This window comes from Streptomyces hainanensis (assembly GCF_004348415.1).
GTDB lineage: Bacteria > Actinomycetota > Actinomycetes > Streptomycetales > Streptomycetaceae > Streptomyces > Streptomyces hainanensis.
The window spans coordinates 1-25,592 of sequence record NZ_SMKI01000004.1 but is presented as its reverse complement, the minus strand read 5'-3'; the positions used below and the strand labels follow the sequence as shown (position 1 = coordinate 25,592).

General features: G+C 73.0%; 18 protein-coding genes and 2 pseudogenes. 14 read left to right on the top strand and 6 right to left on the bottom strand.

The genetic code is table 11. The features are described from left to right. Nucleotides 1–110 precede the first annotated feature (110 nt). Nucleotides 111–518, bottom strand: a complete 408-nt coding sequence (locus E1283_RS00770) for a nuclear transport factor 2 family protein (RefSeq protein ID WP_132815441.1) — start codon at nt 516–518, stop codon at nt 111–113. Nucleotides 519–636: 118 nt separating this feature from the next. Here E1283_RS00770 and E1283_RS00765 point away from each other — a divergent pair, with 118 nt between their 5' ends. Continuing rightward, a complete protein-coding gene (locus E1283_RS00765; RefSeq protein ID WP_132815439.1) occupies nt 637–1,401 on the top strand; it encodes an MBL fold metallo-hydrolase in 765 nt (254 codons plus the stop codon). Between the two features lie 63 nt (nt 1,402–1,464). Beyond that, the gene (locus tag E1283_RS00760; protein ID WP_132815437.1) at nt 1,465–1,830 is read left to right on the top strand and encodes a DUF488 domain-containing protein; all 366 of its coding nucleotides are present in this window, start codon (nt 1,465–1,467) and stop codon (nt 1,828–1,830) included. Nucleotides 1,831–1,923: 93 nt separating this feature from the next. On the opposite strand, the gene E1283_RS00755 is transcribed toward E1283_RS00760, so the two are convergent. Further along, the gene (locus E1283_RS00755; protein ID WP_132815435.1) at nt 1,924–3,603 is read right to left on the bottom strand and encodes a cellulase family glycosylhydrolase; all 1,680 of its coding nucleotides are present in this window, start codon (nt 3,601–3,603) and stop codon (nt 1,924–1,926) included. A 308-nt stretch (nt 3,604–3,911) separates the two neighbouring features. Here E1283_RS00755 and E1283_RS00750 point away from each other — a divergent pair, with 308 nt between their 5' ends. The 4 genes from E1283_RS00750 (at nt 3,912) to E1283_RS00735 (ending at nt 8,458) form a co-directional block, all read left to right on the top strand. Continuing rightward, complete coding sequence (locus E1283_RS00750; RefSeq protein WP_132815433.1) at nt 3,912–5,195, top strand: extracellular solute-binding protein; 1,284 nt, start codon at nt 3,912–3,914, stop codon at nt 5,193–5,195. 83 nt (nt 5,196–5,278) lie between these two features. Beyond that, a complete protein-coding gene (locus tag E1283_RS00745; protein WP_132815431.1) occupies nt 5,279–6,328 on the top strand; it encodes a carbohydrate ABC transporter permease in 1,050 nt (349 codons plus the stop codon). After that, complete coding sequence (locus E1283_RS00740; RefSeq protein ID WP_132815429.1) at nt 6,325–7,200, top strand: carbohydrate ABC transporter permease; 876 nt, start codon at nt 6,325–6,327, stop codon at nt 7,198–7,200. The genes E1283_RS00745 and E1283_RS00740 overlap by 4 nt, the downstream gene beginning before the upstream one ends. Before the next feature lie 49 nt (nt 7,201–7,249). Beyond that, on the top strand, nt 7,250–8,458 hold the full coding sequence (locus E1283_RS00735) for an ROK family transcriptional regulator (protein WP_132815427.1): 1,209 nt from the start codon (nt 7,250–7,252) through the stop codon (nt 8,456–8,458). 249 nt (nt 8,459–8,707) lie between these two features. Here the strand turns inward: E1283_RS00735 and E1283_RS00730 are convergent. Then, nucleotides 8,708–8,839, bottom strand: a pseudogene (locus E1283_RS00730) (IS701 family transposase); the annotation flags it as partial. A gap of 183 nt (nt 8,840–9,022) precedes the next feature. Between E1283_RS00730 and E1283_RS00725 the strand changes: the two are divergent. Together E1283_RS00725 and E1283_RS00720 are read left to right on the top strand one after the other, a co-directional pair. Next, a complete protein-coding gene (locus E1283_RS00725; protein WP_132815425.1) occupies nt 9,023–9,427 on the top strand; it encodes a type II toxin-antitoxin system PemK/MazF family toxin in 405 nt (134 codons plus the stop codon). Between the two features lie 120 nt (nt 9,428–9,547). Further along, the gene (locus tag E1283_RS00720) at nt 9,548–10,255 is read left to right on the top strand and encodes a uracil-DNA glycosylase (RefSeq protein ID WP_132815473.1); all 708 of its coding nucleotides are present in this window, start codon (nt 9,548–9,550) and stop codon (nt 10,253–10,255) included. Nucleotides 10,256–10,262: 7 nt separating this feature from the next. Here the strand turns inward: E1283_RS00720 and E1283_RS00715 are convergent, their stop codons facing one another. Next, a complete protein-coding gene (locus E1283_RS00715) occupies nt 10,263–10,739 on the bottom strand; it encodes a hypothetical protein (protein ID WP_132815423.1) in 477 nt (158 codons plus the stop codon). Between the two features lie 53 nt (nt 10,740–10,792). After that, a complete protein-coding gene (locus tag E1283_RS00710; RefSeq protein WP_132815421.1) occupies nt 10,793–11,833 on the bottom strand; it encodes a LacI family DNA-binding transcriptional regulator in 1,041 nt (346 codons plus the stop codon). Nucleotides 11,834–12,074: 241 nt separating this feature from the next. Between E1283_RS00710 and E1283_RS00705 the strand changes: the two genes are divergently transcribed. Together E1283_RS00705 and E1283_RS00700 are read left to right on the top strand one after the other, a co-directional pair. After that, entirely contained in the window at nt 12,075–13,349 is a 1,275-nt protein-coding gene (locus E1283_RS00705) for an ABC transporter substrate-binding protein (protein WP_132815419.1), read from the top strand. Nucleotides 13,350–13,362: 13 nt separating this feature from the next. Further along, nucleotides 13,363–14,289 (top strand): carbohydrate ABC transporter permease, encoded by a 927-nt coding sequence (locus tag E1283_RS00700; RefSeq protein ID WP_132815417.1) that lies wholly within the window; start codon nt 13,363–13,365, stop codon nt 14,287–14,289. 42 nt (nt 14,290–14,331) lie between these two features. On the opposite strand, the gene E1283_RS00695 is transcribed toward E1283_RS00700, so the two are convergent. Next, on the bottom strand, nt 14,332–15,117 hold the full coding sequence (locus E1283_RS00695; RefSeq protein ID WP_207930250.1) for an RNA-guided endonuclease InsQ/TnpB family protein: 786 nt from the start codon (nt 15,115–15,117) through the stop codon (nt 14,332–14,334). Between the two features lie 149 nt (nt 15,118–15,266). Between E1283_RS00695 and E1283_RS00690 the strand changes: the two genes are divergently transcribed. From E1283_RS00690 to E1283_RS00675, 4 genes and pseudogenes are all read left to right on the top strand, one after another. Beyond that, entirely contained in the window at nt 15,267–16,091 is an 825-nt protein-coding gene (locus tag E1283_RS00690; protein ID WP_132815415.1) for a carbohydrate ABC transporter permease, read from the top strand. A gap of 8 nt (nt 16,092–16,099) precedes the next feature. Continuing rightward, nucleotides 16,100–18,115, top strand: coding sequence for a glycoside hydrolase family 127 protein (locus E1283_RS00685; protein WP_243744514.1), 2,016 nt, complete (start codon nt 16,100–16,102; stop codon nt 18,113–18,115). Next, nucleotides 18,061–22,206 (top strand): Ig-like domain-containing protein, encoded by a 4,146-nt coding sequence (locus E1283_RS00680; protein ID WP_132815413.1) that lies wholly within the window; start codon nt 18,061–18,063, stop codon nt 22,204–22,206. The genes E1283_RS00685 and E1283_RS00680 overlap by 55 nt, the downstream gene beginning before the upstream one ends. Nucleotides 22,207–22,523: 317 nt before the next feature. Beyond that, nucleotides 22,524–25,592 (top strand): annotated as a pseudogene (locus E1283_RS00675) (type I polyketide synthase); the annotation flags it as partial.

The window sequence follows — 25,592 nt, the reverse complement described above, 5'->3', positions numbered from 1 at the left end:
CTCTCACATGTGTTGTCCCACGAGACTAATCGTGATGTCGACGGGCCGGAAGACGCGGGAACCCGGCGGTGTCCCGCGCCGCCCGGCCACGTCCGGGGCGCCCGGGGCGGTCAGGCCGCGGGACGCGCGAAGACGAGCGCGATGTCCGCCGCGTCGAAGCGCCAGCCGGCCGGTGTGCGGGCGGCGGCGCAGACCACCCGGACGCCGGCCTCCCGGTGCGGCGGCCGCCCCTCCCGGTAGAAGTACACGAGCTGGGTCGCCGAGGCGGACCCCCGGTCGCCGTCGACGGCCACCTCGACGTCACCGTGCAGATGCAGGGTGCGCTCGCCCTCGGGGCGGGACCGGCGCAGGTGGTCGGTCACCTCGTCGATCCCGCTCAGCCGGCCGCCGGTGGGCGACCGCACCGTCACGTGGTCGGCGTAGACGGTGTGGGCGTCGCCGTACCGCGCCTCGTCGAGGACGCGGGAGAGCCGCGCGAACAGGCCGGCGATCTCGGCCCGGTCGGTGGTTTCCGACATGAACCCATCCTTTCGTTGGCCACTCCAACGTTCTTTCGACCGACGATACCGCCGATCCATTGGTCACGCCAACGATTGCGCTCCTGTCACGCGGGCCCGCGCGTGGGAGGCTTGGAGCATGCGCCCCCGCGTGCGGCAGGTCGCGTCGGACACGTTCCTCGTCTCCGGCAGTGACACCAACTGGGTCATCGTTCGGGACGGCGACACCGCCACGTTGATCGACAGCGGCTACCCCGCGGACCGCGACGCGGTGCTGGCCTCACTGGCCGCCGTCGCGGTGGCGCCCGAGGCGGTCGCCGCACTGCTGTTGACGCACGCCCACGCCGACCACCTCGGCGCGGCCCAGTCGCTGCGCACCCGGTACGGCACGCCAGTGCTGGCCCACCCGGAGGAGGTGCCGCACGCCAGGCGGGACTTCCTCGACCAGGTGTCGCTCGGACAGGTCGCCGCCCGGGCGTGGCGCCCCGGGGTGGCGTCGTGGGCGGTGCGCGCGCTCCGCGCCGGGGCGACGGCGGACGTGGCGGTCGCCGAGCCCCGGCCGTTCCCGGCTCCCGGCCGCCTGGACCTGCCGGGGGCGCCGCTGCCGGTCCACACCCCGGGCCACACGCGCGGCCACTGCTGCTACCTGCTGCCGGACCGCGGCGTCCTGGTCGGCGGCGACGCGCTGGTCACCGCGCACCCCACCTCCCGGGTCGCCGGCCCGCAACTGCTGCCCGCCATGTTCCACGCGGACCGCGCCCGGGCACTCCGCTCCCTCACCGCGCTCGAGACGCTGCCCGCCGAGCTGCTGCTGCCCGGCCACGGGCCGGCGCTGCGGACCGACGTGCGGACGGCGGTGGCGCGGGCCCGGGAGTCGGCGACACGCACTGGCTACAGTGGGTGACCGGGTGGGCGCGGCACGTTCCGCCGGCCGGCAGCTCGCCGACGAGTCGAGGAGAGGTGTGGCATGACGAAGCGGATCACCTGTCGCAGGGTCTACGAGGACGTCTCGACCGACGACGGGCAGCGGGTGCTCGTCGACCGGGTCTGGCCACGCGGCCTGAGCAAGGAGGCCGCGCGGCTCGACGAGTGGCTGCGGGACGTGGCGCCCTCCACCGGCCTGCGCCGCTGGTACGGCCACGAACCGGCGAGGTTCGACGAGTTCAGGCGCCGCTACCTCGCCGAGCTGCGCGACGCCGAACACCAGCCGGCGGCCGGCCGGCTGCGCGAGCTGGCCGAGCACGACCGGGTGACCCTGCTGACCGCCACCCGCGACCTCGACCACAGCCAGGCGGCCGTGCTGGCGCGGTGGCTGGCCGACGGCCCGGCCTGAGGCCGGCCCGTCGCCCGACCGTGGCCGGACCGCCGCGCTCGCCACCGCGCCCTGCGGGCCCGGCGGCGAGCGGACGGCGGGGTCGAGCCGCGGTCAGGCCGTGGCGCAGGCGCTGCCGCTGAGGGTGAACGCGGTCGGAACCGCGTTGGTGCCGCCCCGGTTGGCGAGGAAGCCGAGGGTGACGGAACCGGCCGCCGGGATGCTGTTCGTGTACGCGGCCGGGGTCACGCTCACGTTGGCGCCGCTCTGGGTGGGCGTGCCGCCCCACATGTTGGTGACGGTCTGCCCGTTGGCGAACGCGAAGGCGAGGGTCCAGCCGTTGATGGCGGCGGTGCCGGTGTTGCGGATGGTGATCTCGCCCTGGAAGCCACCGCCCCAGTCGCCCACCACCCGGTAGGCGACGGCGCAGCTCGCGCCGGGCGTGCCGCCCCCGGAGGTGGTGACGGCGACCGTCGCCGAGCGGGCCGACCGGTTGCCGGCCGCGTCGCGCGCGTACACCGCGAAGGTGTAGGCGGTGCTCGCGGTCAGCCCGGTGACCGTGACCCGGTTGGTGGTGGAGGTGGCGACCTGGGTCTCGGCGCCGCCGCTCACCCGGACGACGTCGTAGGCGGTGACCCCGACGTTGTCCGTCGAGGCCGTCCAGCCGAGGGTGACCGCCGACGACGTCACCCCGGAGGCGGTCGGCGTGCCCGGCGCGGTGGGTGCCTGGGTGTCCCCGGGGCCGCCGCCACCGCCGAAGACGGTGGCCTCCCTGGACGTCTGGGTGATGCCGTTGACGCCGTTGAAGATGCGCTGGCCCCAGGAGCTGAGCTGGTCGGGGTCGAAGCCGATGGACAGGTCGAGGATCGGGTCGGTGTTGCCGCTCCAGGACCAGGCCAGGTAGCCGAGCCCGAGTCGCTGGGCGGTGGCCAGGATGGTGTCCTCGTCCGGGTCGCCGTACTGGTCGGGGGGACCGCCGAACTCGCCGACGACGATGGGGAGTCCGGCGTTGACGAAGGTGTTCAGGTAGTCGGTGATCGACTGGGCGGTGCTGTAGACGCTGTACATGTGGATGGAGAACAGCAGGTTGCCGGTCGGGTCGGCGTCGTACACGGACTGGGCGTTGGTCCGCATGACGTTCTGCCAGTCCTGGCCCCAGTTGGGCGCGTCCACCATGATCGTGTGCTGGAACCCGGCGGTGCGCAGCTTCTGCACGGCCGCGATGGTCGGGGCCGTCCACCCCGCCGGGTTGGTGTTGCCCCACGGCTCGTTGCCGATGTTGATGATGACGTAGTCCTCCTGGCCGACCAGCACGTCCCGGAGGCCGATCCAGTAGTCCGCCGCGCTGTCGAGGGTGGCCGCCGCGCCCTCCTCGCCGTAGCCGGTGGTGTCGTGCACCTCGAGCACGCAGATCATGCGGTTCCGCTTGCAGAGGTCGATGACGTTGGTGACGTCGGCGGCGTCGTTGCGGGTCCAGCGGTGCCCGTTGGAGAGCACGACGCGCACGGTGTTGGAGCCGTACGCCTTGATGTCGGCGAACGACCCGGTCTGGTTCGTGTACCAGGTGTGGGCGTGGTTGACGCCACGCATCACGAAGTCGTTGCCGTTGCCCTCCACCAGACGGCCGTCGCTGATGTGCAGGCCGACGGCCTCCGTGCCCGGCGACTCGGCCGGGGCGGACGGCGCGGCCTGGACGCTCTGGCCCAGGCCGAACAGGGTGACCAGCGCGGCCAGTAGGGCGACGAGGGACCTGGCCCGCGCCCGCGCGGCCCTCGTTCTGGTTCTCGATCTCACTGCGGCTCCCGAGAGGTGTCGGTCGAGCACGATGGAACCCGGTTGGATGGGAGCGCTCCCAGGTCACACGGATACACCGTTTCCCCGCGCCGTCAAGACCCGCGGAGCCGCCACGCCGACCCTTGACTGACTTTTGCCACGAAACCCTCCACCCGATGAGCTGGCCATATTCCCCGCGAACTGGCGACGTCACATGTATGGACACGACGCGAAGAGCGGGGTTAGGTTCTGCGCCGAAGCCAACGCCGGCCCGGATCACCGCAGATGGGCGCTGGCTGAGAACGATCGATCGGGACGGAAGACACTCCATGCGCGTACGGATTCCGCGTCGACTCGCCGCGCTCGCGGCGGTCACGGCGCTGCTGAGCTCCTGTGGCCTCGCCGGCGGTGACGACGATGTCGTCACCCTGGACTTCTGGTGCTGGGGGGATCTGCAGACGGCGCGGGTCGACGCGTTCAACGCCGCCCACCCGGACATCCAGGTGCGTCGCACCGACGCGGGCGGCGGAAACGACTCCGCGACGAAACTGTTGACCGCCAGCCGGGCCGGCAACGCCCCGGACGTCACCTGCGTCGAGTACCAGACGATCCCGGCGCTCGTGGTGTCGGACGTGCTGGCGGACATCGCCGACCACGTCGGCGGCCTCGCCGACGAGTTCACCGACGAGACCTGGCAACTCACCAGCTTCGAGGGGCAGGTCTACGGCGTCCCCGACGACGTCGGGCCGATGGTGCTGCTCTACAACCGCGCCAGGTTCGAGGAACTGGGTCTCGCGGTGCCGGCCACCTGGGAGGAGTTCGCCGAGGTCGCGGCGGAGGCCAGGGAGCGCGACCCCGACACCTATGTCGCCACCTTCTCGCCCACCGAGTTCGGCAACTTCGCGGGGCTCGCGCAGCAGGGCGGCGCCACCTGGTGGGAGGTCGACGACCGCCGGTGGACGGTCGGCATCGACGACGAGGCGTCCCAGCGCGTCGCCGGCTACTGGCAGGACCTGATCGACCGGGACCTGGTGAACGCCGAGCCGCTGCTGACGCCCGAGTGGAACAACCGGGTCAACCGCGGCGAGGTGCTGACCTGGCCGGCGGGCCTGTGGTCGCCCTCGGTGATCTACGGGATCGCGGAGGGGCAGGCCGGCGACTGGGCGATCGCGCCGCTGCCGCACTGGGAGGGCGAGTCCGACGCGGTGGCGTTCCAGGGCGGTTCGGCGCTCAGCGTCACCAACGACGCCGAGAACGTGGAGGCGGCCGTCGAGTTCGTCAGCTGGATGGAGACGGCCGCCGAGTCGACCGACGTCCAGATCTCCGGCGGGCAGTACCCGGCCTCGCTGAGCGGCCAGGAGGCCGCGGTCCTCAGCGATCCGCCCACGCTGACCGCGGGACAGGACGACTACTGGGACGTGGCGACGGCGGCCGCCAGGAACACCGTGCCGCACATCCAGTGGGGGCCGAACGTCACCACCGCGAACGACGCCTACGCCGACGCCTTCTCCGCCGCGATCCGCGACAGGACGCCGCTGACCGACGCGCTCGCCCGCACCCAGCGGGAGGTCGTCGCGGAGATGGAACGCGTCGGCTTCCCCGTCACGGGCTGAGGCCCGCCGCGCGCCGCCCGGACGGGCGGCGCCCCGGCATCCACCACCACCGTTCCGTCAGCAGCCCGGAGGGCACCACCCGCATGTCAGAAACCACCTCAGGCCCCGCGTCGGGCCCGGCCACGGACCTCGCGGCAGGCGCCGCGCCGGCGGCCGTGTCGGCTCCCGCGCCCGACTCCGGATCAGGGAACGGCGCCCGCGGCGCCCCGCCACCGCGGGCCGGCGGCGGCCGGCGCGGCCTCGGCGGGTTCCTCGCGCCCTACGTGTTCCTCACGCCGGCGCTCGCGCTCTTCGTCGCCTTCCTCGCGATCCCCGTGGGCTACGCGCTGTACCTCAGCGTCCAGGGGCTGCGGATCGTCGACGAGGGCGTGTTCGGCACCCGGAGCGAGGTGTTCGTTGGGTTCGCCAACTACGCCGACATCCTCACCGACTCCACGTTCTGGGCCGGGTTCGGGCGGATGGCGCTCTACGGGGTGATCGGGGTGCCGCTCACCCTGGGCGCGGCCCTGCTGTTCGCGCTGCTGCTCGACTACGGTGGCGCGCGGGCCCGCCGGTTCTCGCGAGCCGCGATCTTCCTCCCCTACGCGGTGCCCGGCGTCATCGCCTCGCTGCTCTGGGGCTTCATGTACCTGCCGTCGACCAGCCCGTTCAGCCATGTCACGGAGGAGTTGGGGCTCGGCGGGATCCCGTTCCTGGACGGCGGGTGGATCTTCCCCTCGCTGGCCAACATCGCCGTCTGGGGCGGCATCGGCTTCAACATGATCATCATCTACACGGCGCTGCGCGGCATCCCGCCGGAGTTGGCCGACGCGGCGCGGATCGACGGCTGTTCCGAGTGGCGGCTCGCGTTGCGGATCAAGGTGCCGCTGGTCGCCCCGGCCCTCGTGCTGACCGGCCTGTTCTCGCTGATCGGCACGCTCCAGGTGTACGGCGAGCCGACGATGCTGCGGCCGATGACCGTCGAGATCGACCAGACATGGGTGCCTTTGATGTACATCTACCGGGACGGGTTCATCAGGGACGACCTGCCGATGGCGGCGGCCGGCTCTGTGGTCCTGGCCATCGGCACGCTGGTGCTGTCGCTCGCCCTGCTGCGGGTCACCCAGCGTCGCACCTTCGGAGGGGCACAGTGAGCGCGTCGACCACCGGGGCGCGACGTCCCGGGCTCCTTCCGCACCAGCGGGCCCGGCTGCTGCCGACCGTGGTGCTGCTGATCGGGGCGTTCTACTGCCTGGTGCCGCTGGCGTGGATCGTCGTCGCGGCCACCAAGTCGAACACCGAGCTGTTCTCGACCTTCACCTTCACCCCCGGCACCGGGCTGCTCGACAACCTGCGCGAGCTGTTCACCTACCAGGACGGGGCGTTCGGGCGGTGGGCGCTCAACAGCCTGCTGTACGCGGGGCTCGGCTCGCTGCTGTGCACGCTGATCTCGGCGGTGGCCGGATACGCCTTCTCGCGCTACGAGTTCCCCGGCCGCACGGCGCTCTTCTACCTGATCCTCGCCGGGGTGCTGCTGCCCGGGATGCTGCTGGCGATCCCGCAGTACATCATCATGACCAAGATCGGCATGGTCGGCAGCTACTGGTCGGTCCTGCTGCCCGGGCTGATCTCGCCGTTCGCGATCTACCTCGCCCGGGTCTACGCCGACGCGGCGGTGCCGGTGTCGACGATCGAGTCGGCGCGGATGGACGGCGCGAGCGAGTACCGGATCTTCGGGACCATCGCGCTGCCGATGATGCTGCCGGGGATGGTCACGATCTTCATGCTCCAGTTCGTCGGGGCCTGGAACAACTTCCTGCTGCCGTACGTGATGCTCTCGGACGAGAGCAGGTTCCCGATCAACGTCGGCCTGTACACGCTGCTGTCCAAGGGGTCGGGTGAACCGTCCCTCTACAGCCTGGCGATCGTGGGCACCGCCGTCTCCGTCCTGCCGCTGATCGCGCTGCTGCTCTTCCTCCAACGGTTCTGGCGGCTCGACATGATCAGTGGAGGGTTGAAGGGATGAGCGGATACTCGTGTGAGACCGGCGGGCGGACGCTCCTATCCTTCGTCTGGTGAGCGGTCTTCAACGGGTGAGCGGCGGTCAACACGGAGACGGGCGGGGGCCGACGTCGGCCATCGACGCCTGGCGGGCGGCGCCGCGGCCCGCGCGCCCGGTGCTGCGCGAGCTGGTGATCCACGGGCCGCAGTCCCGCACCGACCTGGCCCGCCGGCTCGGACTCTCCTCGGGGAGCCTGACCCGGCTGACCAAGCCGCTGGTGGAGTCGGGGCTGGTCGTCGAGCGCGACGTCCGGCACGACCCGGTCAACGGCCGCCCGACCCGCCCGCTCGAAGTGGTCGCGGACCGGCTGCTGTTCCTCGGGCTGAAGCTGACCCCGGACCGGGTCCACGCCACGCTCACCACGCTGCGGGCCGAGGTGGTGGCGCGGGAGAGCGCCCCGCTGACGGCGCCGAGCCCGGAGGAGGTGGTGGCGGTGGCGGGCCGGCTCGCCGACCTGCTGACGGCGGCCGGCGGCCCCGCGGTCGCGGCGGGGGTCACCTTCGGGGGCGACGGGACGGTTCCGGCGCTGGTCGAGGAGAGCGAGCTGGTCGACTCCGGCATCCTCGGCTGGCAGCGGGTGCCGATCCGCCGGCTGATGGCGGACCGGCTCGGCGTCCCGTGCTTCGTGAAGAACGACGTGGCGGCGCTGGCCCACTCCTACCACTGGTTCGGCGAGGCGCGTGGCGTCGAGGACTTCGCGGTGGTCACGGCCGGGGACGGCGTGGGGTACGCGCTGTTCGTCCACGGTCGGGCGATGCGGATGACGGAGGCCGACGTCGGCGAGTTCGGGCACCAGATCCTGGACCCGGGCGGCCCGATGTGCCCGGCCGGGCACCGCGGCTGCGCCTCCTCGTACGTGACGACCCGCTCGATCCTGATGACCGCGGCCCAGGGCATGCGGCGCTTCCCCACCTACCGGGAGGTGCTGCGGCTGGCGTCGGACGGCGACCCGGTGTGTCGGGAGGCGGTGCGGCAGGCGGCGTGGGGGCTGGGCGCGGTGATCGCCAACGTGGTCAACGGCACCACCGTGAAGCGGGTGTTCCTCGCCGGCGAGGGGGCGGACGTGGCCCGCGGCTGGCGCGCCGACGTCGACGCCGGCCTGGCGGCCCGCCGCCGGGACACCGCGGGTGTCGAGATGACGGTGCGGCCCCACGACTTCCACGACTGGGCGCGCGGCGCGGCGGTGGTGGCCATCCGGGCCCACGTCTCGGACGCCGGCTGAAGGGGGCGAGGCGCCGGTGCGTCGCGTCGTGGGCGGATTCACGCGGCCGGACCGCAGCGACGGACAGTCGTCGAGCACGCGCCCCCAGGACGCGCAGGCGGCTTCCACGTGCCCCATGTGGAGTTGCCGTTCGGCGAGTAGCGCCCTGAATCGGACACCCGAGCTCCTCCACCCGCCAACTCGACCCGCCGACCCGCGCCAGCGTGGCGAGCACGTAGCCGACCTGGCGCTCTTCCAGCGCCGCCCGCGGCTTTCCTCCCCGGCCCACTCGGCGATGCTCCAGCAGTTCTCGCGCGGCAGGTCCGAAAGCAGCCCCGGCACCAGGTACCTGACCCGGCGCCGGGGTTCAACCCGTGCGAACCGGCCTGCTGTTCGGGACATCAGGGTCTACGCTGTGACCTGCGGCCGCCGCATGATCTTCGGTCTTCACGCATCGGTGATCACGGGTGGCCGTACCCGTCTTCACCACCTCGCGGTCACGACGTGCGACGACGGGGCCGTATCCCTTGCGTATCCCGCTCGGGACACGCGGCGTTCGCCCGCCGTCTCGTGCCAGGAGGACACATGCAACGCGGCGAAGTCTGGTGGGTCGACTTCGACGAGCGACGCCCGGTCGTGCTGCTGTCGGACGAGGAGTCATCCGAGTTCCAGGCGATGCAGGTCGTTGCGCCAGCGGGCGTCGACATGAGCGGCCTGGGCGTTGAAGTGGCGCTGGACGCCCTGGAGGGACTGCCCTTCGAAGGCGTGCTGCGGTTCGCGTTCCCGCGTCCGGGCTTTGCTCCTTGCACCTGGCTGACCACCGTGGCCCGGGACGACCTGATCGAGCGGGTGGGCGTGTTGTCCTCCGCGAAGCTCAGCGAGGTCGGGGAAGCCCTTCGTGCCGCTGAACAGAGGAGGGAGTGGACCCCGATGACGGCTGCCAGGTTCCACGAGATCAGGAATGCCCGCCGTCTCGGACGACTCGGGTAGGGCCCGCGTCTCGGACGCCCGCTGGCCGGTCCACCGTGTCGAACGGCTGCCGGGCCATGATGGGCGGCGGACGAGAGGAGCCCTGTGGTGGTGTGGGAGCCGGAACGGGTGGCCGCCGGGATGCGGTCGGTGGCGGAGTTGGACGAGCGGATCGTCGGGTGCCGGGCCTGCCCGCGGCTGGTGGCGTGGCGGGAGGAGACGGCCCGGGTGCGGCGGCCGGCGTTCCGTGACTGGGAGTACTGGGGCCGGCCGGTGCCCGGGTTCGGGCCGGCGGACGCGGCGATGCTGCTGGTCGGCCTGGCGCCCGCGGCGCACGGCGGCAACCGCACGGGCCGGATGTTCACCGGGGACCGGGCGGGCGACGTGCTGTTCCGGGCGCTGTACGACGTGGGTCTCGCGAACCAACCGACCTCGACGCACCGGGGCGACGGCATGACGCTGCGCGGGGTGCGGATGACGGCCCCGGTGCACTGCGCCCCGCCGGCCAACCGGCCGACGGTGACCGAACGCGACACCTGCCGCGCCTGGTTGACGAACGAGCTGCGGCTGTTGCGTCCCACGCTGCGCTCGGTGGTGGTGCTCGGCGGCTTCGGCTGGCAGGCGGCCTGGCCCGCCCTGGCGGCCACCGGCCGCCCGGCGCCCAGGCCGCGCCCGAGGTTCGGTCACGGCGTCCGGGTCACGCTGCCGGCCGTGCCGGACGTCGCGGGCCCGTTGGAGGTGTTCGGCTGCTACCACGTGAGCCAGCAGAACACCTTCACCGGCCGGCTGACCCCGGCGATGGTCCGCGAGGTGCTGACCGCGGCGGCGGAGTCGGCCGGCCTGCGGTGACCGCGGGTCAACCGATGCCGGAGAACTCCAGGCTGGTGATCCGATCGGTCGCCAGGTCCATCGACGCCTGCCAGACGCACGTGCCGAAGTCGCTCGCGACCGCGTGAGACCAGTCGCGCTCCCATTCGGACTGCCACCACTCGTCGCAGATCCCGTTCACCAGGAGCTCGCGGCGGCCGTCCTCCCCGGTCAGCAGGGTGTACTGGCGCTGGTAGCCCTCGTCGACGGCGATGCTCTCCGGTCCGCTCGCCCCTGGGAACTCCGCCGTCGGCGGCAGCACTTCCTCGAACCGCTCGACGTCGGACGCCTCCGGCAGGCTGGACTCCGCCGCCGTGCCGTCCCGCAGCGGCATCGGCTCCGTCGCCAGCAGCACGCCGTGCCAGCCGTCCCCCTCGACCCGGGTGACCTCGTCGCCCCCGCCGCCGCAGGCCGTCAGGAGGGCGCCGGCCAACAGGGCCGCGGCGACGCGCGTCTCTGGTCTCATGCCGATCAGACGGCGGCGAACGGCGTTCGGTTCACCCGCCGGCGGTGCCCGGGTCAGGAGAGCGGCGCCGTGGACTCCCGGATCACCAGGCGGCTGGGGACCGTCTCGACACCGGAGCGCGGCTGGCCCTCGATGGCGGCGAAGAGGGCCTGCGCGGCGGTGCGGCCGACCTGTTCGAGGTTGAGGTCGACGCTGGTCAGCGGGGGGCGGGAGCCCTGGGTGAGGATCTCCCAGTTGTCGAAGCCGAGGACGGCGACGTCCTCAGGGACCCGCCGGCCGCGTTCGCGGGCGGTCTCGACGACGCCGCGGGCGATCTGGTCGCTGCCGCACACGATGGCGTCCAGCGCGGGGTGCCGGTCGAGGAGCATGCCGGCGGCGGCCCGCCCCCAGCCCTCCGACCAGCTGCCGAACAGGACCTCGCCGACCGGCGGCAGGCCGGCGTCCGCCAGGGCGGCGGCCGCGCCGTCGGCGCGCTCCCTGGCCGCCGCGTATCCGGGGTCGCCCGAGACATGGGCGACCCGGGACCGGCCGCAGGCCAGCAGGTGCGCGACGGCCAGCCGGCCGGCGCCGACGCTGTCCGGCACGATCGAGAGGTCGGCCGGGTCGAGCGAGGGCGCGTAGGCGTAGACGACGGGCACCGGCAGGTCGGGGCCGAGTGACGGCCTGGGGTCGGTGCGGCTGCCGACCACGATGAGGCCGTCGACGCGACGGCCGAGCAGCGCCTGGACGTGGTGCTGTTCCCGGAGCGCGTCGCCCCTGGCGTCGCAGAGGAAGACCGCGACCCGGCCGACGCCGAAGGCGTCCTCGGCGCCCATCAGGATCGGGATGCTGAACCGCCCCTCCAGGTCGCCGGTGAGCAGGCCGACGGTGCCGGTGCGGCCGGCCGGGAGGCCGCGGGCCAGCGGGTTGGGGTGGAAGGCGAGCCGCTCGGCGGCCTCGATGACCCGGGCCCTGGTCTCGGCCCGCACCTGGCTGCGCCCGTTGAGCGCCTTGGAGGCGGTGGCCAGCGAGACGCCGGCGAGCCGGGCGACGTCGCTGAGCTTGGCGACCGGTGGCCGCGCGGGCGGCGACGGGCGGTCCGGTGGCTGTGCCATTGCCTGGTTCCCTCCCGCCTGTCACGGCGGCCGCGCGCCGTGCCCCGGGGTGAGTGTAGCCGAGCGTCGGAACGGCATACCGAAAGCTGTTTCGGTCCCGTGACCTCCGGCGTCTCGGCCACCCAAATCCGGTCTTGGCAGGACGGATTGACGGGCCGTCGATCCGCCTCTACCTTGCGCCCGAAAGCGCTTTCGGAAGAGAGCGGCACAGTCGGAAGGTTGCGCACAGAGGAGTCAGACCATGGGAAAGGCTGTGTCCGGCATCGCCGCGGCGCTCGTCGTCGCCGGCCTGCTCACCGCGTGCGGGGGCGGCGGCGGGAGCGGTGCCGCCGGCACCGGGGACCCGGAGGGGGTGGACGACGGCGCCACGCTGACGATGTGGACCCGGGCGGCCACCGGACCGCAGAGCGAGGCGCTGGTCGAGGCGTACAACGCCACCCACGAGAACACCATCGAGCTGACCGTGGTGCCGACCGACGACTACCAGGCCAAGGTCGGGGCCGCCGCCGGCTCCGGCGAACTCCCCGACCTGTTCGCCTCCGACGTGGTGTTCGTGCCCAACTACACGTCGAGCGGCCTGTACGCCGACCTCACCGAGCGGATCGAGGCACTGCCCTACGCCGACGACCTGGCCGGTTCGCACCTCGACGCCGGCACCTGGGAGGGCGCCCGGTACGTGGTGCCGCACACCCTCGACCTGTCCGTGCTGTTCTACAACCGCGAGCTCTACCGGCAGGCCGGGCTCGACCCCGACCGGCCGCCGACCACCCTGGCCGAGTGGGACGAACAGGCCAGGGCGGTCGACGCGTTGGGCGGCGACGTCGACGGCACCTTCTTCGGCGGCAACTGCGGCGGCTGCGGCGTCTTCACCTGGTGGCCGTCGATCTGGGCCGCCGGCGCCGAGGTGATGAACGAGGACGGCACCGAGGCCGACCTCGACTCCGACGTCGCCCGCCGGGTCTACGACACCTACCGCGGCTGGGCCGCCGACGACATCGCCGCGGCGGGGGCCAGGGACGAGACCGGCACCACCTGGACCGGGGTATTCCCCGAGGGCCGGATCGGCGTCATGCCGATGCCCTCCACCACCCTCGGCCTGATGCCGGACGACCTCGACTTCGGCGTCGCGCCCATCCCGGGGCCGGACGGCGGCGCCAGCACCTTCGTCGGCGGTGACGCGATCGGCGTCGCCGCCACCAGCGACTCCCCCGACCAGGCCTGGCACTTCCTGCGCTGGTCGCTGGGCGACGAGGCGCAGCTCGACGTCGTGGCGGCCGGCGGCGACGTCGTCGCCCGCACCGACCTGGCCGCCAACGAGCACTCCGCGGCCGATCCCCGGATGGTCACGATCAACGAGCTGGTGGCCGAGGGACGCACGCCGTACTCGCTGCGTTTCGGCCAGACCTTCAACGACCCCAACGGCCCCTGGCTGGCGCTGATGCGGGACGCCGTGTTCGGCGACGGCGGGTCGCTGGAGTCGGACAACCAGGCCGTCAGCGACTCGCTGAGCGACTGAGGCCCGGCGAACGATGAGGAGAGCCACCGAGGTCACCGTGTCCGGGGTCCGCGCCCGCGCGCCCTGGTGGCGGTCCCGTGCCGCCCAGGGCGTCGCCTACGCCGCGCCCACCGCCGTCTTCGTCGCCGTCTTCTTCGTGCTGCCGCTGCTGCTCGTGGGCCGGATGTCGGCCAGCGAGTGGCCGCTGCTCGCCGGCGACCGCGGCCTCAACCTGCCCGACAACTACACGGACGTGGCGGACAACCAACTGTTCTGGCCGGCCGTCAGGTTCACGCTGCTGTACACGGCGATCGTCACGGTGGCGCTGCTCGGGCTGGCGCTGCTGCTGGCGCTGCTGGTGCAGGAGGCGCGCCCGGGCGTCGGTTTCCTGCGCACCGCCTACTTCCTGCCGAGCGTGCTCGGGCTCGCCTCGGCCTCGCTGCTGTTCTGGGGGCTGTACAGCCCGTCGATCGGCCCGATCGGCCCGCTGCTGGAGCGGCTGGGGCTGGTGGACGGGCCGGTGTCGTTCCTCGGCGGTTCCGACTCGGCGTTGGCCTCCACCGTGTTCCTGGTGGTGTGGAAGTTCGCCGGCTTCTACATGCTGATCCTGCTGGTCGGCCTGCAACGGATCCCGGCGGAGGTCTACGAGGCGGCGCGGATCGACGGTGCGGGGCGCGGCCAGATCTTCCGCTCCGTCACGCTGCCGCTGCTGCGCCCCTCGCTGGCGCTGACGCTGATCCTGTGCGTCACCGGCTCGCTGCTCGCCTTCGACCAGTTCTTCATCCTCACCAAGGGCGGCCCGGACAACAGCACCGTCACCGTGGTCCAGCTCGTCTACCGGGAGGCGTTCCAGCGGCTCGACCTCGGCACGGCCGCGGCGCTCTCGATGCTGGTGCTGGTGGTCCTGCTGGTGCTGAACGCCCTCCAGTTCCGCGGCCTGCGCCGCCCCGACGAGATGTGAGGCGAGGGTTGACTTCCTCTCCCTCGTGATCGAGGGGGATTCCTACGGCTCGCGCCGTGGGGTTTTCTGCTTCGTCGCCGACTGCCCGCCCGGAGGACTCCGTTGAGGTCTTACACCGGCTCCACAGACTGTCACCGCCAGCCCGGCGGCCTTGAGGTTCTTGGCCATGTTGCGCACGGTCAGGTCCTCGATCACGAGCGTTTGGTTCTCACGCACGAGTCGAGTGGTCAGCTTGTGCGGGTGGTCCCGCCTGCGGTCGGTGATACGGGCATGGATCCTGGCGACCACGCGCCGGGCCTTGACCCGGTTCGCCCCGTCCCCCCTGGCCTTCTTCGCCAAGTGACGCTGTGCGAGGGCGAGACGGGCACGATCCTTACGTTCGTGCCGGGGGTTGGCGATCTTCTCACCCGTCGAGAGGGTCAACAGGTGATCCAGGCCCACGTCGATACCGACCACGCCATCGGTCGCGGGGAGCGGCTTCACGGTGGGGTGCTCGCACAGCATCGACTTGAAGCGGGGATACCTCGCCCGCTTGCCGAAGAAGTTCGCGAACGCCGTCTGCAGGTGCCGAAGTGTCTGTCGGAGCGGCACCGAGGACACCTCGTTGAGGTAGGCCAACTCCTCCGTCCTCCTCCACGCGGTCAACACGGCCGAGGTCTGGTTGTAGTTGACCCGCTCCTGCCGCGCCCACGCCTCCGTACGAGCCGCGAGCGCCAGGTTGTAGACCTTGCGGACGCACCCGAACGTGCGCGACAACTCAGCCGCCTGCGCATCGCCCGGATAGAAGCGGTACTTGAACGCCCGCCTCACACACTTCAAGGCCACCATCACAAACCATCGCCGCAACAGGTGAAGATCGAACCTGCGGGTCACGGCACCGCGATCCGTCCTGGCCGCGCATCGCAGCTCCCTGCGCTGCTCCGCAGGAGTCCGATTCCTCCCCCGCCTGAAGGCGGGGGTCTCCTCGGAGGCAACCGATGACACTCGGCCGCGCCTGGGGGCGGACCCCCTACTACGTGCTCGCCGGTGGTCTGGCGATCATCTTCCTCTTCCCGATGGTGTGGACGGCGTGGGCCTCGGTGGCCGGCCAGCCCGGCACCGCGCAGGAGGCCGGCTTCGGCCTCGGCAACTACCGCCGGCTGCTGGAGTACGACGCGGGCCTGTGGCGCTACCTGGCGAACAGCACCGTCGTCTCGTTGCTCACCGTGGCGCTGACGCTCGGGGTGTCGCTGCTCGGCGGCTACGCCTTCGCCCGCTTCGACTTCCCCGGCAAGAACCTGCTGTTCCTGCTCACCCTGGCCATCCTGATGGTGCCCTACGCCACGCTGCTGATCCCGCTGTACGTGCTGCTCGGCGACCTCGGCCTGCAGAACTCGTTCATCGGGCTGAGCCTGGTGCTGGCGATGTACCAACTGCCGTTCGCCACCTTCATGATGCGGATCAGCTTCGAGGCGGTGCCGCGGGAGCTTGAGGAGTCGGCGCTGATGGACGGCTGCGGCACCTTCGGGGCGCTGCGGCGGATCCTGCTGCCGGCGGTGGTGCCCGGCCTGATCACGGTGGGCCTGTTCGCGTTCCTGGCCGCCTGGAACGACTTCATCGCCCCGCTGATCCTGATCAGCGACGGCGACAAGGCCCCGCTGCCGCTGGCGGTGGCGAACCTGCGGCAGCAGAGCATGGGCGCCGTCGACTACGGGGTCACGGAGGCCGGGGTGGTGGTGCTCGCGCTGCCCTGCCTGGTGCTGTTCCTGCTGCTGCAACGCCACTACCTGCGGGGGTTCATGTCCGGGGCCCTGAAGGGATGACGGACCCGATGACGGACCCGATGACCGACCCGATGACCGACCCGATGACCGTGAGTGCACCGGTGCTGCCCACCACGGGCCGGCTGCGCCCGCTGTCGCTCGCCGACGTCCGGATCACCGGCGGTTTCTGGGGCCGTGGGCAGGACGTCAACGCGCGGGCGACGCTCGGGCACTGCCTGCGGTGGATGGGGCGGGAGGGCTGGCTCGACAACTTCCGGGCGGCGGCCGGCGGCCGGATCGCCCGGGACCGGCGGGGCCGTGAGTTCGCCGACTCCGAGGCGTACAAGCTGCTGGAGGCCGCCGCCTGGGAGCGGGCCCGCCCGGGCGGCGTCCCGCCGGCGGACGCCGCCGGGGTGGCGGCGCTGGTGGCCGCCGCCCAGGAGCCGGACGGCTATCTGGGCACGGCCTTCGGCCGCGCGGGACAGGCCCCGCGCTACAGCGACCTGGAGTGGGGGCACGAGCTGTACTGCGCGGGCCACCTGATCCAGGCCGGGGTGGCCCAGGCCAGGTCGGGCGGCGGCCCGCTGGTCGGGGTCGCCCGCCGGTTGGCCGACCACGTCTGCGACACGTTCGGCGCGGACGCGCCGGGCCCCGGCCTGTGCGGCCATCCGGAGATCGAGCCGGCCCTGGTCGAGCTGGCCAGGGAGACCGGCGAGCAGCGCTACCTGGACCAGGCGGCGCTGTTCCTCGACCGCCGCGGCCACGGAGCCCTGCGCCGCGCCGAGTTCGGCGCCGGCTACTTCCAGGACGACGTGCCGCTCCGGGCGGCCACGGTGTTCCGGGGCCACGCGGTGCGCGCGCTCTACCTGGCGGCCGGCGCCGTGGACGTGGCGGTGGAGACCGGCGACGACGAGCTGCTGGCGGCGGTCGTCCGCCAGTGGGAGGCGACGGTGGCGCGCCGCACCTATCTCACCGGCGGGATGGGCTCGCACCACCTGGACGAGTCGTTCGGCGAGGACTTCCAGCTGCCGCCCGACCGCAGCTACTGCGAGACGTGCGCCGGCGTGGCCTCCGTGATGCTGGCCTGGCGGCTGCTGCTCGCCACCGGTCAGCCGCGCTTCGCCGACCTGGCCGAGCGCACGCTGTTCAACGTCGTCGCGGCCTCGCCGGCCGAGGACGGCCGGTCGTTCTTCTACACCAACACCCTGCACCGGCGCGGCCGTTCGACGGTTCCCGACCCCGAGGCGGCCAGCCCGCGCGCCGCGTCGGGGCTGCGCGCGCCGTGGTTCGCGGTCTCCTGCTGCCCGACCAACGTGGCCCGGCTGCTGGCCAGCCTCGGCGGCTATCTGGCGACCACGGACGAGACGGGGGTGCAGCTGCACCAGTACGCGGACGCCGAGTTGACGGCGGCGCTCCCCGACGGCCGCCGGCTCCGCCTTCGGGTCGCCACCGGCTATCCGGTCGACGGCACGGTGTCGGTGCAGGTCACCGAGGCGCCGGGCGGCCCGGTCACCCTCTCCCTCCGGGTGCCCGAGTGGGCCCGCGCCGGGGCGGTGTTGACCGCACCGGACGGCGCGGGCCGGCCGGTCGCCCCCGGGGTCGCCGCCGTCACCCGGGAGTTCCGTCCCGGGGACGAGGTGCGGCTCGCGCTGCCCATGGCGCCCCGCTGGGTGGCACCCGATCCGAGGATCGACGCGGTGCGCGGCACGCTCGCCGTGGAACGGGGTCCGCTGGTGCTGTGCGCCGAGTCCGTCGACCTGCCGCCGGGCCACGAGGTCGACGCGCTGCGCGTCGACCCCCGGGTTCCGCCGGCGGACGAGAACGGCCGGGTCGTGGTCCGGGCCGAGCTGGCCGGCGCCGCGGACCTGGCCTGGCCCTATCCCCCGCACCAAGGGCCCGACGCGCCACGGGCCCCCGCCGAGGACGGCTTCCGCGCCGTCCTCGTGCCCTACCACTCCTGGGCCAACCGAGGCCCCTCCACCATGCGGGTCTGGCTGCCGGCCAGGGACCCCGACCGAGGAGGTACGCGATGCGTTTCCGGCACCGAAGAGGGCACCGCAGAGGGCGACGCGGCGCGGTCCTGACCGCCGCCCTCGTCATGGCGTTGACGCTGAATCCGGCCGGCGTCGCGCCGGCCGCCGCGGACAACGACGCGATCGGCTACCCGGAGTTCGGCGGCTCGGCCGAGCCCGTGCCCGAGCTGTCCGAGGGGTTCGCCGTCACCGGCACCCTCCGGGCGCAGTACGAGGCGGACCTGGCCGCCGGCGACGGCACCAGCTTCTGGATGGACCGGATGCTGGCCAGGCGCGGCGCCGACCCGGCGGGCGACTGGCTGTTCACCCGGGGCCGCGCCGTCTTCATGAAGGAACACGACCCGTCGCGGCTGGGCTTCGGCGGCAGCGTCGCCTACTGGGAGAGCATCGACAACCGCGCCGCCTACACGATCACCCTGAACGCCGGCGGCCAGGACGTCCGGCTCACCGAGAACGTCGGGCAGCGGGTCCAGACGCCCAGTCACTGGCGCAGCGAGTTCACCGGCGGTGGACTGCGGGTGGTCCAGACGAAGTTCATCACCGAGGCGAACGTGGCGGTGACCAACCTCCAGGTGACCAACACCGGTTCGGCCGCCCGGCAGGTCGGGGTGCGGGCCGTCTCGCCCTACGCCACCACGGCCGACGGCGCGGAGCTGACCGGCACCGTGCCGGCCCGCAACAACCTCACCACCCTCTACCCGCGGCTGTCAGGCGACGGCCTGACCCCGGGCGGCGCGGCCCTGACCGGCACGCTGGACCTGCCGGCCGGCGGGTCGGCCACCACCAAGGTGCAGCTGGGCTTCGTCACCGACGAGATCGCCGACTCGCGGGCCGCGTACGACGCGGTCGGGGACGCCTCGCCGGCCGCCGCGTTCGCCGGGCACGTGCGGCACTACAACAGCTGGTGGGTGGAGAACCTGCCGTACATCGACATCCCGGACGACGACATCGAGAAGACGCTGTACTACCGCTGGTGGCTGCTGCGTTACAACTACCTCGACGCCGACATCCCGGGCGGCGACTACCAGTTCCCCACCTCGATGGAGGGGGTACTCGGCTACAACAACGCCATCGTGCTGACGACCGGCATGTTCGTCGACGACCTCAAGTACCTGCGGGATCCGGTCTACTCGTACGGGCCCTGGGTGTCGGCGGGCGAGGTGTCCCGCAACGACCGCTACACCGACAACCCGGGTGATCCGGAGAACTGGTCGAACAGCTACACCCAGTACCTCTCGGAGTCCGCCTGGGACTCCTACCAGGTGCACGGCGGGCCCGAGGGCGTGGTGCGGAACCTCGCCCAGTACGCGGCGGCCGACGTGCGCGGGCAGCTCGACGCCTACGACACGGACGGCAACGGCCTGATCGAGTACGACTGGGGCGCGATGACCGGCAACGACGCCGACGCGGTGTCGTTCGACTGGCGTCCCGGCAACCTGGACCGCGCCGAGTCCGCCTACGTCTACAGCAACGCGCTGGCCGCCGCCGACGCCTACGCGCAGCTCGGCGAGGACGCGGCGGAGGACGAGATGCGGGCGGTCGCCGAGCGGGTGCGGGACGGCGTGCTCGAGTACCTGTGGAACGACGAGGAGCGCCTGATCCAGCACCGGCACGTCGCCTCGGGCGACCTGGTGCCGTGGAAGGAGATCAACAACTACTACCCGTACTCGGTCGGGCTGATGCCGACGCCCGACGAGGACCCGCGGTACCTGGAGGCGCTGCGGCTGTGGGCGGACGCCGACGAGTACCCGATCTTCCCGTTCTTCACGGCGAACCAGGCCGACAAGCGGGAGGCCGCGGAGCAGGGACACCCGGGCAGCAACAACTTCTCCGTCATCAACTCCACGGTGACGTTCCGGTTCCTGGCCTCGGTGCTGCGCCACTACCCGAGCGAGTACATCGACAACGACTGGTACGCCAGGCTGCTCTCCTGGAACGCCTGGGCCCACTACATCGACGGCGACAACAACTGGCCCGACCAGAACGAGTTCTGGGCCGACGGCAGCGCCGACCCGCAGGACATCGGCTACCGCTCCTGGATCCACCACACCATCCTCGGCACCACCAACTGGACGGTGATCGAGGACGCGATGGGCTTCCAGCCGCGCTCCGACGACCTGGTCGAGCTGTGGCCGATCGACATCGACTGGCCGTCGTTCGCGGTGACCGACATCAACTACCGCGGCACGGACCTGGCCGTGGTGTGGGACGAGCCGGGTGACGGCGACCGCCCGTACGGCACCGCGGTGCCCGAGGGCTACTCCGTCTTCCTCGACGGCGAACGCGCCTTCACCGTCGACGCGTTGACGCACCTGGTGTACGACCCGGAGACGGGCGGGGTGACGTTCCCCGAGGGCGGTGGCGAGGTGATCGCCGCCACCACCGCGGAGCTGGCCGCCCCCGACGAGGTGGTCTTCGACGCGGACGACCGGGTCACCGACGTGTTCGCCAAGGCCGGGCGCGACGTGACCGTCTCCGAGGAGACACGGAACCTGGCGGAGGGCGCGACGGTCAGCGCCTCGCACCAGGCGTCCGGCCGGCCGGCCTCGGCGGCCGTGGACGGCTTCACCATCAACGAGCCGTTCTGGGGCGCCGCCGGCTCGGGCGACCCGGAGGACTGGCTGGCGCTGGACTTCGGCGAGCCGGTCGACGTCGACGCGCTGCGGCTCCACTTCGCCAGCGACAAACGGGCCGGCGGCTACGCCGAACCCGCCATGTACACCGTCCAGTACCGGGACGGCGGCGGACAGTGGCGGGACGTGGAGTCCGCGGTGCGCGCCCCGACGGTGCCGCGCGCCAACCTGAACGAGGTGCGCTTCGACGAGGTGACGACCACCGGGCTCCGGGTGGTCATGACGCACCAGCCGGGGCACAGCGGCGGCCTCAAGGAGATCCAGGCGTTCGCCACCGGCGCCGGCGGCGCGGACGTGCCCAACGAGCCGCCCGGGGTCAGGGCCTGGCAGGACCCCGGGTACGCCATGGCCGGCGCGGCCCGGCTGGTGGGCGTGGTCAAGGACGACGCGCGGCCGTCCGGGACCCTGACCGCCCGCTGGGACGTGGTGGCGGCGCCGGCGGACGGGGTGGCGATCTTCGAGGACCCGACGGCGGCGACGACGGTGGCGCGGTTCTCCGAGGCCGGGACGTACCGGCTGCGGCTGACCGCCGACGACGGGGAGCGGCGGTCGACGAGCGACGTGGTGGTGACCACCGAGGGCGCGGCCGCCGGCCGGGTCAACGTGGCCCCGGCGGCGACCCCGAGCGCCTCGTACACCTCGGGCTGGGAGTCCGTGGCGGCGGTGAACGACGGCCGGGAGCCGACCTCGTCGGGTGACAGCCCGCGGTGGGGCACCTGGCCGCAGAAGGGCACCCAGTGGGTGGAGTACCAATGGCCGGAACCGGTGCGGGTGGACGGCTCGGACATGTACTTCTTCCGTGACGCCCAGCCGGGCGCCGCCGACGGCGTCGGCGTGCCGCGGTCGTGGGTCATCGAGTGGTGGGACGGCTCGGGCTGGCGGCAGGTGAGCGACCCGACCGGCTACGGCACGGCCGAGAACGCGTACAACGCCACGGGCTTCGACCCGGTGACCACCACCCGGCTGCGGGCCGTGCTCACCGGCCATCCCAACCTGGCGCTCGGGGTCCAGGAGTGGAAGGTGTACGCCCAGGCGCCCGAGGAGATCCGCCCCGTGCACGTGCCGACCTCCCCCGGCGTGGTGCCCGAACTGCCGGAGCGGGTCACGCTGGTGTACCCGGACGGCACCACCGCCTCGGCCGCCGTCGGGTGGCAGCCGCTCACCGAGGAGCAGGTCTCCCAGGGCGGCACCAGTGTGCGGGTGGCCGGCCTGACGGAGTCGCCGCCGCTCACCGTCTCGGCCACCGTCTGGGTGCGGGTCACCGGGGCGGTGGAGATCACCAGCGTCGCCGAGGAGCGGCTGCGCACCCTGGCCGGGGTGGCGCCCGACCTGCCGGAGACGGTGACCGCGACCTACAACGACGGCTCCCGGGACAGCGCCGTGCCGGTCGACTGGGACGAGATCCCACCCGACCGCTACGCCCGGCCCGGCACCTTCACCGTCGCCGGCGCGGTGGCCGGCACCGGCGTCGGGGCGACCGCCGCCGTGACGGTGCTCGCCGGCGCCTGACGTGGGAACGACACCCCGCCGCGGGCGATTACGGGCCGCGGCGGGGTGGTCCGGCAAGGAGGCTGTGGACCCGGCGTGGCCACCCGCCGGAATTCTTGAAATCCTGTGGAAGTCACACATGAATCACCCTCATCCTCCATGACAACTGAATTTACGGCGAATTCACGGGGCCGGTTCGACAAGCTCGCTCGATTCCGCTTAGGCTGCCAACTCCGCAGGTCACAGGAGTGTCATTACCTCCTGCATCCACAGTGCGCGGAATTTGCACCAGCACTTCACAAGCCCCTGGAGAGAAATTCGCCATGCCGGAAACCGAGGGAAACTGGAGCAGTCGGCTCACCGCTCTGCCGGACTCGGCGTGGCACGAGGCGCTGCTCGCGCTGATCGCCGGACAGGTGGCGACGGCGACGGGCCGGGCGGACTCCTCGGCGGTCGACCCGGCCACGCCCTGGCGCCGGCTCGGCGTCTACCGGGAGGTGGCCGGGCGGTTGCGGGACGGCCTCGCGGAGGCCACCGGGCTCGACCTGCCCGCCACGCTCTTCTTCGACCACCCCAGCCCGCTGGCGGTCGCCGAGTACCTGCGTTCGCGGCTGCTCGGCACCCCAGCCCAGGCCGGCGCGGAGGCGGCCGGCGCCGCCCACGCCGCGCCGCCCGTCGCGGACCGGGAGCCGATCGCCATCGTGGGCTCCGCCTGCCGGCTGCCCGGCGGCGCGGACTCGCCCGACGCGCTGTGGCGGCTCGTCGACGAGGGCCGGGACGCCATCGCGGGGCTGCCCGAGGACCGCGGCTGGGACCTGGACGCGCTCTACGACCCGGACCCCGAGCGGCACGGCACGGCCTACACCCGGCACGGCGGATTCCTGCCCGGCATCGACCAGTTCGACCCGGCCTTCTTCGGGATCGGCCCGCGGGAGGCCAGGGCCCTCGACCCGCAGCAGCGGCTGCTGCTGGAGATCTCCTGGGAGGCGGTGGAGCGCGCCGGGATCGACCCGGCCACGCTGCGCGGCTCCCGCACCGGCGTGTTCGCCGGCGTCTCCCTCCAGGACTACGGCCCGGCCTGGCACGAGGCGCCGGCGGAGGCGCAGGGCCAGATGCTCACCGGCAACGCCCTGGGCGTGATGGCGGGGCGCGTCGCCTACACGTTCGGCTTCGAGGGCCCGGCACTCACCGTCGACACCCAGTGTTCGTCGTCGCTGGTCGCCGTCCACCTGGCCGGCCAGGCCCTGCGCACGGGAGAGGCCGATCTGGCGCTGGCCGGCGGCGTCACGCTGATGTCCACGCCCGGCATGCTGCTGGAGTTCAGCAGGAAGCGCGGCCTCGCCCCGGACGGCCGCTGCAAGGCGTTCGCCGCGGACGCCGACGGCACCGGCTGGGCCGAGGGCGCCGCGGTGCTGCTGCTCGAACGGCTCTCCGACGCGCGGCGCAACGGGCACCGGGTGCTGGGCCTGGTGCGCGGCACCGCCATCAACCAGGACGGCGCGAGCAACGGCCTCACCGCCCCCAACGGCCCGTCCCAGCAGCGGCTGATCCGGCAGACCCTGGCCAACGCCGGGCTGCGGCCGACCGACGTCGACGCCGTGGAGGCGCACGGCACCGGCACGGCGCTCGGCGATCCCATCGAGGCCCAGGCCCTGATCGCCACCTACGGGCAGGACCGGCCGGCCGAACGGCCGCTCCACCTCGGCTCGCTCAAGTCCAACATCGGCCATCCGCAGGCCGCCGCCGGCGTCGCCGGGGTCATCAAGATGGTGGAGGCGATGCGGCACGGCGTGCTGCCAAGGACGCTGCACGTCACCGAGCCCTCGCCGCACGTCGACTGGTCGGCCGGCCGGGTGCGGCTGCTCACGGAGCCGGTGCCCTGGAGCCGTTCGGGGCGCCCCCGCCGGGCCGCCGTCTCCGCGTTCGGGGTCAGCGGCACCAACGCCCACGTGGTGATCGAGGAGGCGCCGGACGCGGAGCCGGCCGAGGCGACCGTGGCGGTTCCCGTGGTGCTCTCCGGACGTACCGGTGCCGCGCTGCGCGCGCAGGCCGCACGCGTCGCCGCCCACCTGGCGGAGCGGCCGGAACTGACGCCCCTCGACGTCGGATTCACGCTGGCCGGGCGTTCCAGGTTCGAGCACCGCGCGGTCGCCGTCGCCGCCGATCGGGAGCAACTGGCCGGCGCGCTCGCCGCGTTGGCCGCCGACCGCCCGGCGCCCCGGCTGGTCAGCGGCGCGGTGCGGCCCGCGCTGCGGCACGGCGGGCCGCACGGCAGGCTGGCCGTGCTGTTCACCGGCCAGGGCAGCCAACGGCCCGGCATGGGGCGTGAACTGCACGCCGTCTACCCGGTGTTCGCCCGCGCCCTGGACGAGGTCTGCGCCCGGATGGACGCGCTGCTCGAACGGCCGCTGCGGGACGTGATGTTCGCCGAGGAGGGCTCCCAGGACGCGGCCAGGTTGCATCACACGGCCTACACCCAGCCCGCGCTGTTCGCCTACGAGACGGCGCTGTTCCGGCTCGTCGAGTCCTGGGGGCTCACCCCCGACCTGCTGGCCGGCCACTCGGTCGGCGAGCTGACCGCCGCCCATGTCGCCGGCGTCTGGTCCCTCGACGACGCCTGCCGGCTCGTGGCCGCCCGCGGCCGGTTGATGCAGTCGTGCCGGGCCGGCGGCGCCATGGTCGCGATCCGCGCCGGCGCCGACGAGGTACGCGAGTCGCTGGCCGGGGCCGAGGGGCGGGTCACGGTCGCCACCGTCAACGGCCCGCTGGCGACGGTGATCGCCGGCGACGCCGACGAGGTGGAGCGGGTCGCCGCCGAGTGGGCGGCGGCCGGCCACCGGACACGGCGTCTCGAGGTCAGCCACGCCTTCCACTCGCCGCACATGGACGGCATGCTCGACGCCTTCCACGACGTCGCGCGGGGCGTCACCTACCACTCCCCGGCCCTGGCCGTGGTCTCCACCCTCACCGGCGAGCCGGCGGGCGAGCGGGAGCTGTGCGCACCCGAGTACTGGGTGCGCCAGGTGCGGGAGCCGGTCAGGTTCCTCGACGCGGTGCGCCGACTGCACCGGGAGGGCACCGGCGCCTATCTCGAACTGGGCCCCGACGCCGTGCTCAGCGCCCTCACCCCCGGCTGCCTGCCGCAGGATCCGGAGGAGACCGGGTCGGTGCTCGCGGTGGCGACCGCCAGGGCCGGCCGTCCGGAGGCCGCCACCCTGGTCACCGCGCTGGCCGAACTCCACGTGCACGGCGTCCCGGTCGATCTCCGCGCCCCCTACGAGGGCTCCGGCGCCACCCACACCGACCTGCCCACCTACGCCTTCCAGCGAGCACCAGGGCGAGCAGCACCGGGTTGGTGGTGCGGCTCGCGGCGATGGCGAGGCCGAGGGCCCAGAGCCACCAGGCAC

Bases quoted from the DNA above. Each gene is read 5' to 3' on its own strand.
- E1283_RS00695 (WP_207930250.1), bottom strand. From the start codon at position 15,117: ATGGTGGCCTTGAAGTGTGTGAGGCGGGCGTTCAAGTACCGCTTCTAT.
- E1283_RS00750 (WP_132815433.1), top strand. From the start codon at position 3,912: ATGCGCGTACGGATTCCGCGTCGACTCGCCGCGCTCGCGGCGGTCACG.
- E1283_RS00715 (WP_132815423.1), bottom strand. From the start codon at position 10,739: ATGAGACCAGAGACGCGCGTCGCCGCGGCCCTGTTGGCCGGCGCCCTC.
- E1283_RS00710 (WP_132815421.1), bottom strand. From the start codon at position 11,833: ATGGCACAGCCACCGGACCGCCCGTCGCCGCCCGCGCGGCCACCGGTC.
- E1283_RS00725 (WP_132815425.1), top strand. From the start codon at position 9,023: ATGCAACGCGGCGAAGTCTGGTGGGTCGACTTCGACGAGCGACGCCCG.
- E1283_RS00705 (WP_132815419.1), top strand. From the start codon at position 12,075: ATGGGAAAGGCTGTGTCCGGCATCGCCGCGGCGCTCGTCGTCGCCGGC.
- E1283_RS00690 (WP_132815415.1), top strand. From the start codon at position 15,267: ATGACACTCGGCCGCGCCTGGGGGCGGACCCCCTACTACGTGCTCGCC.
- E1283_RS00685 (WP_243744514.1), top strand. From the start codon at position 16,100: ATGACGGACCCGATGACCGACCCGATGACCGACCCGATGACCGTGAGT.
- E1283_RS00720 (WP_132815473.1), top strand. From the start codon at position 9,548: ATGCGGTCGGTGGCGGAGTTGGACGAGCGGATCGTCGGGTGCCGGGCC.
- E1283_RS00765 (WP_132815439.1), top strand. From the start codon at position 637: ATGCGCCCCCGCGTGCGGCAGGTCGCGTCGGACACGTTCCTCGTCTCC.
- E1283_RS00770 (WP_132815441.1), bottom strand. From the start codon at position 518: ATGTCGGAAACCACCGACCGGGCCGAGATCGCCGGCCTGTTCGCGCGG.
- E1283_RS00760 (WP_132815437.1), top strand. From the start codon at position 1,465: ATGACGAAGCGGATCACCTGTCGCAGGGTCTACGAGGACGTCTCGACC.
- E1283_RS00745 (WP_132815431.1), top strand. From the start codon at position 5,279: ATGTCAGAAACCACCTCAGGCCCCGCGTCGGGCCCGGCCACGGACCTC.
- E1283_RS00680 (WP_132815413.1), top strand. From the start codon at position 18,061: ATGCGTTTCCGGCACCGAAGAGGGCACCGCAGAGGGCGACGCGGCGCG.
- E1283_RS00700 (WP_132815417.1), top strand. From the start codon at position 13,363: ATGAGGAGAGCCACCGAGGTCACCGTGTCCGGGGTCCGCGCCCGCGCG.